At 75.4% G+C, this 13,258-nt stretch carries 14 protein-coding genes and 1 pseudogene; 7 read left to right on the forward strand and 8 right to left on the reverse strand.

Annotation, left to right across the window (positions count from 1 at the left end):
- Positions 1 to 500: 500 nt before the first annotated feature.
- Positions 501 to 1,133, reverse strand: a pseudogene (locus ABZV78_RS10295) (MFS transporter); the annotation flags it as partial.
- A 44-nt stretch (positions 1,134 to 1,177) separates the two neighbouring features.
- On the opposite strand from ABZV78_RS10295, the gene ABZV78_RS10300 reads away from it, so the two are divergent.
- From ABZV78_RS10300 to ABZV78_RS10315, 4 genes are all read left to right on the forward strand, one after another.
- On the forward strand, positions 1,178 to 1,444 hold the full coding sequence (locus ABZV78_RS10300; RefSeq protein ID WP_355637251.1) for a hypothetical protein: 267 nt from the start codon (positions 1,178 to 1,180) through the stop codon (positions 1,442 to 1,444).
- Positions 1,445 to 1,564: 120 nt separating this feature from the next.
- A complete protein-coding gene (locus ABZV78_RS10305) occupies positions 1,565 to 2,443 on the forward strand; it encodes a hypothetical protein (RefSeq protein WP_355637253.1) in 879 nt (292 codons plus the stop codon).
- Positions 2,444 to 2,521: 78 nt separating this feature from the next.
- Complete coding sequence (locus ABZV78_RS10310) at positions 2,522 to 2,959, forward strand: nitroreductase family deazaflavin-dependent oxidoreductase (RefSeq protein WP_355637255.1); 438 nt, start codon at positions 2,522 to 2,524, stop codon at positions 2,957 to 2,959.
- Between the two features lie 124 nt (positions 2,960 to 3,083).
- Positions 3,084 to 3,395: a hypothetical protein gene (locus ABZV78_RS10315; protein WP_355637257.1), complete on the forward strand. Its 312-nt coding sequence runs from the start codon at positions 3,084 to 3,086 to the stop codon at positions 3,393 to 3,395.
- 50 nt (positions 3,396 to 3,445) lie between these two features.
- On the opposite strand, the gene dacB is transcribed toward ABZV78_RS10315, so the two are convergent.
- Positions 3,446 to 5,029 (reverse strand): D-alanyl-D-alanine carboxypeptidase/D-alanyl-D-alanine-endopeptidase, encoded by a 1,584-nt coding sequence (gene dacB, locus ABZV78_RS10320; RefSeq protein ID WP_355637259.1) that lies wholly within the window; start codon positions 5,027 to 5,029, stop codon positions 3,446 to 3,448.
- 318 nt (positions 5,030 to 5,347) lie between these two features.
- Between dacB and ABZV78_RS10325 the strand changes: the two genes are divergently transcribed.
- Positions 5,348 to 5,629: an iron-sulfur cluster biosynthesis family protein gene (locus ABZV78_RS10325; RefSeq protein WP_091313043.1), complete on the forward strand. Its 282-nt coding sequence runs from the start codon at positions 5,348 to 5,350 to the stop codon at positions 5,627 to 5,629.
- A gap of 1 nt (position 5,630) precedes the next feature.
- Here ABZV78_RS10325 and ABZV78_RS10330 read toward each other — a convergent pair whose 3' ends face one another.
- From ABZV78_RS10330 to ABZV78_RS10345, 4 genes are all read right to left on the reverse strand, one after another.
- Positions 5,631 to 6,734 carry a hypothetical protein gene (locus ABZV78_RS10330; protein ID WP_355637261.1) on the reverse strand — a complete coding sequence of 368 codons (1,104 nt, stop codon included), beginning with the start codon at positions 6,732 to 6,734 and terminating at the stop codon, positions 5,631 to 5,633.
- 142 nt (positions 6,735 to 6,876) lie between these two features.
- Positions 6,877 to 7,491: a PepSY domain-containing protein gene (locus ABZV78_RS10335; protein ID WP_355637263.1), complete on the reverse strand. Its 615-nt coding sequence runs from the start codon at positions 7,489 to 7,491 to the stop codon at positions 6,877 to 6,879.
- Between the two features lie 70 nt (positions 7,492 to 7,561).
- Entirely contained in the window at positions 7,562 to 8,848 is a 1,287-nt protein-coding gene (locus ABZV78_RS10340; protein WP_355637264.1) for a HAMP domain-containing sensor histidine kinase, read from the reverse strand.
- Positions 8,845 to 9,537: a response regulator transcription factor gene (locus tag ABZV78_RS10345; RefSeq protein ID WP_355637266.1), complete on the reverse strand. Its 693-nt coding sequence runs from the start codon at positions 9,535 to 9,537 to the stop codon at positions 8,845 to 8,847. The genes ABZV78_RS10340 and ABZV78_RS10345 overlap by 4 nt, the downstream gene beginning before the upstream one ends.
- Before the next feature lie 103 nt (positions 9,538 to 9,640).
- Between ABZV78_RS10345 and ABZV78_RS10350 the strand changes: the two genes are divergently transcribed.
- Positions 9,641 to 10,111 (forward strand): septum formation initiator, encoded by a 471-nt coding sequence (locus ABZV78_RS10350; protein WP_355637268.1) that lies wholly within the window; start codon positions 9,641 to 9,643, stop codon positions 10,109 to 10,111.
- 404 nt (positions 10,112 to 10,515) lie between these two features.
- A complete protein-coding gene (locus tag ABZV78_RS10355; RefSeq protein WP_355637270.1) occupies positions 10,516 to 10,908 on the forward strand; it encodes a cupin domain-containing protein in 393 nt (130 codons plus the stop codon).
- Between the two features lie 27 nt (positions 10,909 to 10,935).
- Here the strand turns inward: ABZV78_RS10355 and ABZV78_RS10360 are convergent, their stop codons facing one another.
- Entirely contained in the window at positions 10,936 to 12,123 is a 1,188-nt protein-coding gene (locus ABZV78_RS10360; RefSeq protein WP_355637272.1) for a threonine synthase, read from the reverse strand.
- A gap of 8 nt (positions 12,124 to 12,131) precedes the next feature.
- Positions 12,132 to 13,166, reverse strand: a complete 1,035-nt coding sequence (locus tag ABZV78_RS10365) for a DNA polymerase ligase N-terminal domain-containing protein (RefSeq protein WP_355637274.1) — start codon at positions 13,164 to 13,166, stop codon at positions 12,132 to 12,134.
- Between the last annotated feature and the right edge of the window lie 92 nt (positions 13,167 to 13,258).

Consider the following 13,258-nt stretch of genomic DNA (forward strand, 5'->3'; position numbering starts at 1 on the left):
CCCGCGGTGGCTCCCCGCCGACTACGAACTTTATGACGTCAGCGACTCACCCGGTCCCCGCCGACCCCGCCGGCCGCGACGGCTCGGGCGCTCGCGGCTTCGGGTCCGCGGTGGCTCCCCGCCGACTACGAACTTGATGACGTCAGCGACTCACCCGGTCCCCGCCGACCCCGCCGGCCGCGACGGCTCGGGCGCTCGCGGCTTCGGGTCCGCGGTGGCCTCCTCGCCGACTACGAACTTGATGACGTCAGCGACTCACCGGGTCCCCGCTGGCCCCGCCGGCCCCGCCGGGCGCCCGCCCCGGACACGGCCGGGGCGATGTCGGACCGGCAGCCGATCCACTCACGACATCAAGTTCCTAGTGCGCGGCGGCCTCCCCCGCCTCCGGCGCCGATGGCGTGTCGCACTCCACGCCTGCACGATCTTGGCGAGTCTCCGTTCGTAGCGAACGGGAACTCGCCAAGATCGCACGCCGCTCGTGGAGGCCGGGGGCGCGGGGGTCAGCGGGCGGGGCAGGCGTCCGGGACCGCAGCGGTGGGGAGCGGGGCGGGGCGGCGGACGCGGGCGGTGAGGAGGGCGACCAGGAGGGCGGCGGTGACCAGGCCGGCGGCGACCGCGAAGGCGGACCGGTAGCCGAGGGCGAGGGCGGCGACCTGGTCGGTGCCGGCGGCGCGCAGCGCCTCGGTGCGGCTCGCCGCCAGGGTGGCCAGCACGGCCAGCCCGAGCGCCCCGCCGACCTGCTGGGTGGTGTTGGCCAGCCCGGAGGCGAGCCCGGCGTCGGCGGGCTCCGCCCCGGCCATGGCCAGGGTGGTGACCGCCGGCAGGGTGAGCCCGCCCGCGACGCCGAAGACCAGCAGCGCCGGGAGCACGTCGGCGGCGTAGCGGGCGTCCACCGGGAGGCGGGCCAGCAGCAGGAACCCGGCCACGGCGAGCGCCAGGCCGCCGACCAGCACGGTCCGGGCGCCGAACCGGGCCACCAGGCGCCCGGCCAGCCCCAGCGAGACGGCCGCGATCGCCAGCGGGGTGGGCAGGAAGGCGAAGCCGGTGGCGGCCGGGTCCAGCCCGAGGACGAGTTGCAGGTGCAGGGCGAGCAGGAACTGGAAGCCGAAGTAGGCGGCCACCATGAGGAACTGGGTGACGTTGGCGGTTCCAGCGTGGCACGGGAAAGAGCTTCGCGTTGAGCGTGGCCGGCAGCGGCGACCTGCGGACCGTCCGGCTCTTCGTCGGCGCGTTCTCGGCCGGCGCCCGCCTCGACGTGCGGCTCTTCGGTGGCGGCGACCCGGCCGTCCGCGAGGTCGCCCTCGCCGCCGGGGACCGCTTCTTCCAGTACGTCGTCCACTTCCGCGCGCCGCGCGGCGAGCGGCTGCTGCTCACCTGGCGGGCGCTGAGCGTGGTGGGCGGGGAGAACGACGGGGTGACGCTGGAGGCCGTCACGGTGAGTTGAGTCGCCGTCGCTACCGATTGGTAACGAAGTGGAAACTGCCTCCCGCCGACATATGGCGCACCGCCGCCCATGATGGAAACGTGAACCGGCGGCCGGAGCGCGGCGGTGAGCGGAGGTTCGGTGGGGCAGCAGGACCACGGTCGGGGCGGCGACCGGGCGTCGTTCCCGCACGGGCAGACGCGGTCGGCGCTCCGGCGGCTGGCCCGGACCCGGCGGCGGCGCCGCTGGCTGCTGGAGGCGCTGGCCGCGATCGTCTGCCTGACCGCCCTGGTGGCATATCTCGGCGGCGAGCAGCACGACACGCCCCGCGACGAGCCCGCGGTGCTGCCCGTCGCGCCGACCGGCCGTCCCGTGCTGCCGCCCCCGGGCAGTGCCCAGGCCGGGGCCGTAACGCCGGGCCTGCGCCCCCGCCAGCGCCCACCCTCGCCGAGCCCGTCACCGTCCACGCCCGCGGTGCCGTCGACGCTGACCGTGAGCCAGGCCGACGTGCCGGCGCGGGTCGACCTCAGCGCGGTGGGCGCGGTCGACTGGGTCCAGTGGGGACTGCTCGGCGCCCGGACGCCGGTGCGCAAGCGGCACGGCTCCGGCGACATCCGCGACGAGGGCGGTCGGGGCGAGCGGCAGAGCTACGACAACAACCCGGAGGCGTACGCCTGGCGCGACGGCGCCCCGGTCGGCTCGGCCGACGGCACCCTGTCCGGGGTGTACACCTGCGACCGGGGCAACGGGTTCACCCTGGCGGTGGCCGCCGACGGGCGGCCGCGCACCGTGCACCTCTACGCCGGGGTGTGGATGGCCCGTGGCCGCCTCGACCTGCGGATCTCCGGCGGCGGGCCGGCCAGCACCCTGCGCCTGGAGGACCCGCACACCGCCCGGACCGCCGACTTCACCATCCGGTTCCAGGCCCCGGCCGGCGCGAAGCTGCTGCTGACCTGGACGGTGGAGGAGTCCCTGGGGGACTGCGGCAACGTCAGCCTCCAGGCGGTCGCGCTGCGCTGACGCCGATCGTCCGGTGCCCGGCTCCGGCCGGGAGTAGCGTGGGCCCGGCGGGCCGACCGACGATCCGGGAGGGACACCATGACCCCGAGCGAGCAGGTGCTGGACAGCCCCGAGGGTTGGGTCGCCGAGCACATCCGGCGATACGTGCGGACCGGCGGCGCGGAGGGCCACGAGTGGCGTCCCGGCGTCTTCACCCTGCTGCTGACCACCCGGGGCCGGCGCTCGGGCAAGCTGCGGCGCACCGCGCTGATCTACGGCCGGGACGGCGACGCCTACCTGGTGGTGGGCTCCCAGGGCGGCGCCCCGCAGCATCCCGCCTGGTACCTCAACCTGCTCGCCGACCCCGAGGCGCAGGTGCAGGTCGGGCCGGACACGTTCCCGGTCCGGGCGCGCACCGCGACGGCGGAGGAGAAGCCGCGGATGTGGCGCACCATGACGGCCGCCTGGCCGGCGTACGACGACTACCAGACGAAGACCGACCGAGAGATCCCGGTGGTGGTGCTGGAACGGGTCTGACCGCGGCCCGGATGGGCGCCGCCGCCGGGCCGAGCCGCGGGGACAGTTTGTCCGTCGCGGCCGGGGCGGGCCGTCGTACGTTGCCGAGGTCCCCATCCGGCCATCCGCTGTGGAGGCTCACCCGATGAGCAGCAGTGCCCGCGTCGTCCGTTCCCTCGCGCCGTCCGACGGCCACGTGCTGCGGGAGATCCCGCTGCCGCCGTACGTGACCGGCGAGGACGCCCAGTTCGCGGTGCGGGCGGTGGTGGTGCACGCGCCTCGGCGCTGGTCGGGCGGGACGATCTGCCGCAACGACGCCAGCCCGCACCCGTGCCGGCTGCACCGCTGGGGGCGGCGGGTGCTCGCGCTGCGCGGCCTGCCGCCGGCCGAGATCGACGCGCTGATCGAGCGCGGCGACCCCGCAGCCGAGCCCCGCCCGCCCCGGCCCGGCGCCTGAGCCGGCCGCCCGGTGCCCCTGCCCGATCCCGCGGGCAGGGGCATCGGGTCTCAGCAGAGGGCGGGCTTCACCCAGGAGCACTCCAGGCCCTCGGGCACCCGGGGCGACTCCGGCGCCGTCGGCACCGCCAGCCGCGCCGTGGTCGTCCCCTTCTCGGTGTACGAGGCCAGTGCGATCGCGATCTGGTCCTCCAACCCCTTGACCGACGAGGTCAGGTAGTTGTTGAGCACGACGGAGAAGGCCAGCACGTGCCCGTCGGCGTCGGTGGCGTAGCCGGAGAGGCTGGAGGCCCCGGTCAGGCTGCCGGTCTTGGCGTGCACGTTGTCGGCCGCGGCGGTGCCGCGCATCCGGCTGCGCAGCGTGCCGCCGACGAATCGCTCGGGGTTGCCGGCCACCGGCAGGGCGGCGTACCAGGTGTCGAACCAGGGCTCGGCGCGGACCGCCGCGAGCAGCGCGACGAACTGGGCGGGCGGGATCATGTTGCGCCGGGACAGCCCGGAGCCGTCGCGCTGGCGCAGCGTGCCGGTGTCCATTCCGGAGTCGCCGACGTACTCGCTGATCGCGGTCAGCCCGGCGGACCAGGTGCCGGAGCCGGAGAGCACCCGGCCCAGCTCCTTGGTGAGCACCTCGGCATGGCCGTTGTTGGAGAGCTTGAGGAACGGCACCATGAGGTCGGCCAGCGGCATCGAGTCGTGCCGGGCGACCGGCTTGGCGTCGGCCGGGGTGGCCTGGCCGAGCACGGTCCCGCCGAGGACCCGCACCCCGTGCCGGTGCAACGCCGACCGGAAGACGTCGGCGGCGTACCCGGTCGGTTCCCAGACCGTCATCCAGTCGCTCTCCTCGGCCTGCCCGACCGCGATCTGGCCGGTCACCACGATGGTGTTGCCACCGTGCTCGCGCTCGAAGGAGATGGTCGTCTCACCGGTGGCGACCGTCTCGGCCCGGTTGTCGATCCGCAGCCAGCCGTTGGCCGGTGTCATGGTGATCTTCGGCCGCGCGCCGGCCTGCCCGCCCGGTGCGGCGTGCATGATGACCGTGCCGGCGTCGTAGTCCGTGTCCGGGGCGACGGTCAGCGCGGAGACCTGCGCCGCGTAGTAGTAGGACTCGTCGTCCCAGGTCCAGTCCGGGCCGAGCCGCGTCCTGTCGTAGCGGGTGTCGTCGGCGACCAGGTTGCCGGTCACCACCCGCACGCCCGCGGCGGCCACCTCGGCGGCCAGCCGGTCGTAGTCCTCGGCCAGCATGGTGGGGTCGCCCCCGCCGCGCAGGTAGAGGTTGCCGGAGAGCAGTCCGGCCCGGCGTACGCCGTCGCCGGCCACGTCGGTGGTGAAGCGGTGCCCCGGGCCGAGCAGTTCCATGGCCGCCGTCGAGGTGAGCAGCTTGGTGTTCGAGGCGGGGATCAGCCGCCGGTCGCCGTTGCGGTCGTAGAGGGTCTGCCCGGTGGTGGTGTCGACGACGACCACGCCCGCCTGCGCCCCGGCGAGCCGGGAGTCGGCGAGGATCGCGTCGATGGTCGCGTGCAGCCGGGTCTGCGCCGGGGTGGGCGCTTCGGCCGTGGCGGTGGGGGCGCCGGCGGTGGCCGCGGTGGCGACCAGCGCCAGCACCGCGAGCGCCCGGGGGAAGAGACGACGATGCATGTACCGATGCTGCCATGGAGCTTTCCTCCAGAGAAGGCTCCATCGCGAAAGTTATTGCCGGGTGCGGATCGAACCCGCCGGAATACCCCCAATACGGCGGGGAAAACATTCGCCGGCACGGCGTCACCGGTCCGGTGTCGACTGACCCGGCTCTATTTGACGGATGCCCGGGCAGGGGGCACCGTAGGCCATGAGGGGCTGTTCGAGCTGCCCCGGTTTGCACGGCGAAGCCTGATTCGCCTTCCCCGGGTCCCGACCGGCCACGTGGGCCGCGTCGACCGCCCGCGATTCCCGCACCAGCCCACGAGGAGTTCCGCCATGCTGACGATGACCGAAAACGCCATCCTGGTGATCCGCGACCTCGCCAACCAGCAGGACGTCGCCGAGGCCGGTGGGCTGCGCATCGCCGCCGACACCGACGCCGGCTCGCTCTCCATCGAGCTGGTCGAGCAGCCCATCCAGGGCGACCAGGTGGTGGACAACCAGGGTGCCCGGATCTTCCTCGACGCCGACGCCGCCGAACTGCTCAACGACACCTCGGTGGACGCGACGGTCGACGACGAGGGCATCGTCCAGTTCGGTTTCACCGAGAAGGAGTGACTCACCCGGCGCGGCGGGTCTCGCCGCCGCGCTGCGGCCGGCCGGCGCGCCCCCGCTCGGGGCTGTCCTGGTCGGCCCGCCACGGCCCGCCGCGCTGCTCCCGCTCCGGACGAAGCAGCGTGGCCAGCACGTGCGCCAGGTGGTGCGACGTGCTCCAGGCGACCCAGTTCGCCGGCGACCCGGCACCCGCGCCGCGCCGCGCCCGGCGCAGGATCTCGTGGTCGCCCCAGGAGAAGCTCGCGCCCGCGGCCGGCCAGTGCGGCGCCGCGACGAGCGTGCGGCAGAGGTCGGAGAAGCGGTCGTCGCCCCGGCCGCCCCGCCGCGACCACCGGTAGACCCACCACGCCCCGGTCGTGGTGTAGCGCAGCGTCGGCAGCCGGTCGCCCGGCCCGTCCGTCCCGGGCACCGCGCAGCCCACGCCGTAGTCGGCGTAGCCGAGACCGAGGTCGGCCAGGCGCTGCCAGAGCTGCCAGTCGAAGCGGTCGAGGGGCACCGGCTCGTCGGTGGGGAGCCGGGCCAGCGTCGGCGGCATCCCGCCGGCCGCCACGGTCACCGAGCGCCAGGCGTGCCGCCGGGCCCACTCCGCCAGCCGGCGGACCCGGGGCTCGGCCAGCCGGACGTCGGCCGGGCAGCACACGTCCCCCGCGTCGATGAGCAGGTCGCACTGCTCCGGCACCAGCCGGGCCAGTCGCCACACGCGTTCCACCGCGGCGGTGGTTGCGTCCGGCCCGGCCCGGTCCTGCCCGGTCCGCAGCCGGACCACCGCTCGCCGCGCGTACGCCCGGGCGGCCGCGCCGTGTGCCACCAACCGCCGGTTGCCGTCCGCGAGCCCGATCACCGGCACCAGCGGTACGCCCCAGCGGACCAGCTCGCTCTCCGGCGATTCCGGCAGCACCGACACGTCGACGGCGGGGAGGAGCCCGGCCGGCAGCCGGCCGAGCAGGTCCACGGTGCACGGATCCACCGCGTGGACGTCGATGACCGGAGCGAGCAGCGGAGCGGTGGCGTCGTCGAGATGGGCCAGCGCTTCCAGCTCACCCCGGCGACCGGCCAGCAGTGGGCGGTAGACCGGTTCCGCCGCCCGACCCCCGTGGGCGGGCACCATACTTCAATGTAGCGACCCGCTCGCGTTCCGCCACAGGCTTTCCGGCCATCGTCGACGCGCCATCCGTTCCGGTGCCCGCACCCGTGCCCCGACGCTGGCGGGTCCGGGCGGAACCCGTCCGCCCGGACCCGGGACCGGTGGCTCAGTCGTCGCCGCCGGACCGGTCCCCGCCGTGGTCGTCGTACCGGTCGTCGCCACCGTGGTCGTCGTACCGATCGTCGTCGCCGCGGTCGCCGCCGCGGTCGCCGCCGTGGTCGTCGTACCGGTCGTCGGTGCCGCGCCCGTCGTCCGCGCGACGGTCGCCGTCGGCCCGCCGCTCCACCTCGACCACGGCGCCGTCGCCCCGGTCGACCTTGACCTCGTACGTGCCGCCGGCGCGGGCCACCTTGACACTCCACACCGGACGGCCGTGCTCCGTCTCGGCCTCGATCTCCACGATCCGGCCACCGCCGAGCCGGGCCAGCGCGACCTTGCCGGCCCGCTGCCGATCGACCCCGCCGCTCGACGGTCCGGCGGCGCTCGGTGCGCCGCCCGGCCGGCCGGCGGTCGCGGAGTCGTCCGGCCCGGGGCTGTCGTCCGCCGTTCCGGTGTCGTCGCCGCACCCGCCCACCGTTGTCGCGAGGTCGTCGACGGTCACGGCGGCCGGCGCGGTGCCCGGAGCTGACCGGTCGGCCGCGGTCACGCCGACCGCCACGCCGGCGACCGCCAGCACCGCGGCCCCGCCCATCGCCGCCAGGACCAGGGAAGTTCGTCGCATCGTCCCCACCTCTCCTCGGGTTGTGTGTCGAGGATCGGGCCGGGACGGCTAGCGGCGGGCTACCCGAGCTCTAATCCCGGGTTAAGGCCGCGCCGGCAAGGAGCCGGAGCGTCACGGCCGCCCCGCCGTCGGGGCCGCCGCCCAGCTCCAGCCGGCCGCCGCCGGCCCGGGCGGCCCGGTCGGCGATGTCCAGGCCGAGCCCGGTCGACCCGGCCCGGCTGGCGCCCCGCCGGACCGAGCCGGGCGGCAGGCCCGGGCCGGCGTCCGCCACGCTCAACGCCACCTGCCCGGCGTCCGGGGCGAGCCGGACGGTGAACGGCGTGCCGTCCGGGGTGTGCGCGAAGACGTTGCCCAGCAACGCGTCCACGGCGGCCGCCAGCTCGTCGCCGGTCAGCCGCACCGGCAACGGTCCGGGCGCGAGGTCGAGCGTGACGCTCCGCCCGGTGTCCTCGGCGAGGACCGACCAGAACGCCACCCGCTCGCCGACCACCGCGGCCGCGTCGCAGCCGCCGCCCTCCGCCGCCGCACTGCGCCAGCGGGCCTGCCGGATCACGCCCGTGACCGCCCGTTCCAGGCCGTCCACGGCGGTGGTGAGCCGCGCCGCGTCGTCCGGATCGCGCAGCGACTCGGCCTCCAGCCGCAGCACGGTCAGCGGGGTGCGCAACCGGTGCGACAGGTCGGCCACCTGCTCGCGCTCCTCGCGCAGCAGCACCTGGATCCGCTCGGCCAGGTGGTTCAGCGCGCCCGCGACCTCCCGCAGCTCGGCCGGTCCGGCCGGCTCGACCCGGGCGTCCAGTTCGGCGTTGGCGAGCCGGTGGGAGACCGCCCCGAGGTCGGCGATCGGCCGGACCAGGGTGCGGGCCAGCCGGTCGGCGACGACCAGCCCGACCAGCACCAGGAGCACGCCGAGCAGCGCCAGCACGAGCCAGGCCCGGGTCACCCCGGCGGTCAGCTCCGCCCGGGGGACGACCGTGCGGATCACCGCGGTCCCGTCCGGCCGGCCCTGGACCGCGATGACCACCTCCCGGCCGGCGGCGGACTCGACCGTGAGGCTCTGCCCCCGCGCCGCGAGGGCCACCGCCGGGGTACGCGGCACCCGCGCGCCGAGCACGCTGCCGTCCGGCAGGAACACGCTCACCTCGCGGCCCGAGTCGGCGGCGAGCTGCTCGACGGTCAGCCGGACGGTGTCCGGCTCGGCCGTGCCCACCACCGGGACCAGACCCTGCGCGTCGGCGGCGGCCCGCACGGTCGCCCGGTCCGCGGCGACGGTGCGCACCAGCACGGCCAGCGGCACCAGGAACGCGACCATGACGAGCACCCCGACCGCAGCGACCAGCAGCGCCAGTCGGCCCCTCACCGGGCGCCCCCCGGGGCGTCCAGCCGCACCCCGACTCCCCGGACGGTGTGCAGGTAGCGCGGTTCCTGGGCGCTCTCGCCGAGCTTGCGGCGCAGCCAGGACAGGTGCACGTCGACGGTTTTGTCCGCCCCGCCGTAGGGGATCCGCCACACCTCGGTGAGCAGCTCCCGCTTGGTGACCACCTGCCCCGGCCGGCCGGCGAGGTGGTGCAGCAGGTCGAACTCGCGGGGGGTCAACTCGACCGGGGCGCCGTCCAGCATGACCTGCCGGGCCCGCGGGTCGATCCGCAGCCCACCGACCACAAGCACCGGGTCCGTCGCCGGGTCGCCGGCCGAGCGGCGCAGCACGGCCCGGGCCCGGGCGTCCAGCTGCGCCGCGGTGAACGGCTTCACCAGGTAGTCGTCGGCGCCGGCGTCGAGCATCCGGACGATCTCCGCCTCGTCGTCGCGGGCGGTGGCCACGATGACCGGCACCGAGCTGACCGCGCGCAGCATCCGCAGCAGCTCACCGCCGTCCAGATCGGGCAGTCCGAGGTCGAGAACGACGAGGTCGGGCCGGTCGTCGAGCGCGTCGCGCAGCCCGTCCAGCGCGGTCGAGGCGGCCGCGACGGCGTGTCCGCGTTCCCGCAGGGCCCGGAGCAACGGCGTACGGATGGTCAGGTCGTCCTCGATGAGCAGCAGCCGGGCCACGGTTGGCAGGTTAGCCCCTGCCGCCGCCCGGACCCGCCCCCGTTAACCGAGCCTTAGCGTTCCCCCGAGCCCGGCTCAACCCGGAATCGGGCAGACTCGGGACATGGGCCGTCGTCCGCTCGCCGCCGCCGCCGGTTGGCTGGCCACCACCGTCGCCGCGACCCTCGTCGGGCTGGCCGCGATCCAGTTGGTCGGCGCGGGGATCACCGGCACCCCCGGCGGCGTACGCGACGAGCGGGAGGTGGCTCGGGCGCTCGCCTCGCCCGCGCCGGCGACCACGACGCCGGCGAACCCCGCGGTGGGCGCGACGCCGACCGCCACGCCGGCGAGCCACCCGCCGGATGCGGGCGGGGCCCGGCGCAGCTTCGTCACGGACGGGGGCACCGCGGTGGCCGAGTGCGGCCCGGCCGGCGTACGCCTGGTGTCCTGGTCCCCGGCCCAGGGCTATCGGGTGAAGGACGTCGACCGGGGGCCGGACGACCACGTCGAGGTCCGCTTCGTCGGCACCGAGGGAGAACACGAGCTTCGCCTGCGCTGCCGTGGCAGCGAGCCGGTCGCCACCCCCCACGACTGAGTTTTCCCAGGTCAGAGGTCGACGCGAACGGCACCCTCATCCGTGGGCTCGGCGCCACCTCGGCCACACCGACCGCCCGTTCCACCTGGCCGTGCTCGCCTGACCCACGCGGGGCGTATCCCTGTGACAGCAGCTGCTGGCCGGGTGCCGGTGGGCGGAACGGGTGCACACACGAGCGCACGGCGCCGCCCGACCTGGGTCGTAACGTCGCCGCGCTCTGGCCGTCTCCCACCATCGCAGCCGTACGGCGGTACGAGAGCGGGGACCTGGCTCGACCGGCCTGTGCACCGGTCTCGTTGGCAGCACATGCCCGTCGAGAGGGGATCCAAACCCCGAGCGGGTGGGGAATTCCACCATTTGCCAGTCCCGGCGTGAGCGGCGCGGGGACCGGGTATGAGCGGGCCATGGAGCATTTCACGATCGCGACCGTCGCCGAGAAGAGTCCCGACTTCCGCCGCGTGCTCTGGACCGGGCAGCACACCCAGCTGGTGATCATGACGATCCCGGCGGGCGGGGAGATCGGCGAGGAGGTCCACGAGGACATCGACCAGATCCTGACCTTCGTCAGCGGGACCGGTGAGGCGCGGGTGGCCGGTGAGAAGAAGGAGGTCGTGGCGGGCGACCTGGTGGTCGTGCCGGCGGGCACGAAGCACAACTTCGTCAACACCGGCCCCAACCCGCTCGTGCTGTACACGGTGTACGGCCCGCCGGAGCACGCCGACGGGGCGGTGCACCGGACCAAGGAGGAGGCCGACGCGGCCGAGGCCGCCGGCGAGGACGAGCCGCCCACCTCCTGACCGCCCGCCGCTTGCGAGGTGCCCGCGTCACACCGTCGGCACGCCGGAGACGTCCACCGTCTCCGGGTACTTGATGCCCGCGCCGGTGTTCAGCACCACCACCCGCTCGCCGGAGCGGATCCAGCCGCCGGCCCGCAGGTGCCGGGCGGCGGTCAGGCAGGCCGCCCCCTCGGGGCAGAGCAGCAGCCCCTCCCGGGCGGCGAAGTCGCGCAGGTCGACGAGGATCTCCTCGTCCTCGACGGCGATCGCGGTGCCGCCGCTCTCCCGCAGCGCGGCCAGGATCAACTCGTCGCCAAGCGGGGCGGGCACGGTGATGCCGAACGCCAGGGTGTGCGCGTCCGCCCACGGGGTGGCCCGCGGCTCGCCGGCCGCGAACGCCCGGACGATCGGCGCGCAGCCGGTGGACTGCACGGCGACCAGCCGGGGCAGCCGGTCCTCCACCCAACCCAGCTCGCGCAGCTCGTGCAGCGCCTTGTGGATGCCGATCAGCCCGACCCCGCCCCCGGTCGGATAGATGATGACGTCGGGCACCTGCCAGCCGAGCTGCTCGACGATCTCGTACCCCATGGTCTTCTTGCCCTCGAGGCGGTACGGCTCGCGCAGCGTGCCGGCGTCGAAGACCCGCCCGCCCGACTCGGCGACCAGCCCGGCCACCCACCGGCCGGCGTCGCTGATCAGGCCGTCCACCAGCCGCAGGTCCGCCCCGGCGGCGACGCACTCGCGCCGGCAGATGGTCGGCGCGTCCAGCGGCATGGCGATGGTCGCGCCCATCCCGGCCCGGGCCGCGTACGTCGCCCAGGCCGCCCCGGCGTTGCCGTTGGTCGGCATGGCGATCCGCTCGACGCCCAGCTCCCGGGCCCGGCTCACACCGACCGCCGCGCCCCGGGCCTTGAACGACCCGGTCGGGGTCAGCCCCTCGTCCTTCACGATCAGGTCCGGGATCCCGATCTCGTGCCCGTACGTCGGGGCGCGCAGCAGCGGCGTCCAGCCCTCGCCCAGCGTGGTGACGAAACGGGGATCGGCCACCGGCAGCAGCTCCCGGTAGCGCCACAGGTCGGCCGGGCGGAGCCCGAACTGCTCGGGGGTGACCTCGGCGGCCACCGCGGCCAGGTCGTAGCGGGCCAGCAGCGGGGAGCCGCACTCGCACAGGTTCTGCAACTTGTCGGCCGGATGCTGCTCACCGCAGCGCGGACACTCCAGGTGCGTCAGGTGCACGGTGCTCCTCAGCTCGGGTCGAGGCTCAGCCAGTGCCGGCTGCGCCGACCCGGCTCGTACTCCGAGTCCAGGCGCTTGGCCACCACTCCGGGGAGCCCCTGCTCGCGGGCGGTCCGCAGGGCGTCCGCGCCGACTCCCGGGAACCAGGGCGGAGTCTGCCAGTGCGGGCCGGTCAGCGCCAGACCGTCGAGCAGCTCCCGGCGCTGCCTGTACGGCACGTCGAGGCTGGTCACGCCCTCCAGCCAGAGCAGGTCGACGGCGAGGAACTGCCCGTCTCGCTTCGTCGGCGGCTTGACCCGCCCGCCCGGGTCGATCCGGACCAGCACGCCGTCCAGCACCGCCTCGACGGGGGCCAGCTCCTCGGCCATCGCCCGCAGCCAGGGGTACGCCCCGGTGATCTCCTCGTCCGAGGCGTCGAGCAGCCGGAGCCGGCCGCCGGAGACGTACCCCATCGCCCGCACCCCGTCCCAGCGCAGCTCGTACCCCCAGGCGGCCGCGTCCTTCGGCAGCCCCTTGCCGGGGGTGGCGTGCATCGGCCGGACCAGCTCGGGCATCGGCGTCCAGCCCTCGGGGGCCGGGTCGGTGCGGCGGACCATCCAGTCCCGGCCCCGGCCGCCGGTGGCGAAGAGGACGTACCGCCCCTTCGTCCGCCCGCCGTCCAGGACCACGATCACCTCGTCGTCGCGCCACTTCTCCAGCCGGTAGGTGCCGGTGTCGTGGACGGTCATCCGGCCGCCGCCGTACTCGCCGGCCGGGATCTCGCCGTGGAAGGTGAGGTACTCCATCGGGTGGTCCTCGGTGTGCACGGCGAGGTGGTTGCGGCCCGGGTCGCGGGGCAGGCCGCGCGGCACCGCCCAGGAGGCCAGCACGCCGTCGTGCTCCAGGCGCAGATCCCAGTGCAGGCTCCGGGCGTGGTGCTGCTGGATCACGAACCGGGGCTTGCGCCGCGCGGCCCGCTTCCGCTCCGGGGTCCGTTCCGGCACCGGCTCCGGGGTACGCGCCGCGTCCCGTTTCCGCCGGTACTCCTCCAGCCGGTCAGCCACCCCCGCATTGTCCGGCAGGTCCGGCCCGATCGCCCGGTTCCCGCCGCTTCTGTCCCGTTCGGCCGCCGGTCGGCGGGTCGGCGGCATGGCGG

The organism is Micromonospora sp. NPDC004540 (assembly GCF_040610095.1).
Taxonomy (GTDB): Bacteria; Actinomycetota; Actinomycetes; order Mycobacteriales; family Micromonosporaceae; genus Micromonospora.

What these genes read in the sequence shown, in the direction of transcription:
- ABZV78_RS10310 (WP_355637255.1), top strand. Translation starts at nt 2,522, where the DNA reads ATGACCCCGAGCGAGCAGGTGCTGGACAGCCCCGAGGGTTGGGTCGCC.
- ABZV78_RS10315 (WP_355637257.1), top strand. Translation starts at nt 3,084, where the DNA reads ATGAGCAGCAGTGCCCGCGTCGTCCGTTCCCTCGCGCCGTCCGACGGC.
- dacB (WP_355637259.1), bottom strand. Translation starts at nt 5,029, where the DNA reads ATGCATCGTCGTCTCTTCCCCCGGGCGCTCGCGGTGCTGGCGCTGGTC.
- ABZV78_RS10325 (WP_091313043.1), top strand. Translation starts at nt 5,348, where the DNA reads ATGCTGACGATGACCGAAAACGCCATCCTGGTGATCCGCGACCTCGCC.
- ABZV78_RS10330 (WP_355637261.1), bottom strand. Translation starts at nt 6,734, where the DNA reads ATGGTGCCCGCCCACGGGGGTCGGGCGGCGGAACCGGTCTACCGCCCA.
- ABZV78_RS10335 (WP_355637263.1), bottom strand. Translation starts at nt 7,491, where the DNA reads ATGCGACGAACTTCCCTGGTCCTGGCGGCGATGGGCGGGGCCGCGGTG.
- ABZV78_RS10350 (WP_355637268.1), top strand. Translation starts at nt 9,641, where the DNA reads ATGGGCCGTCGTCCGCTCGCCGCCGCCGCCGGTTGGCTGGCCACCACC.
- ABZV78_RS10355 (WP_355637270.1), top strand. Translation starts at nt 10,516, where the DNA reads ATGGAGCATTTCACGATCGCGACCGTCGCCGAGAAGAGTCCCGACTTC.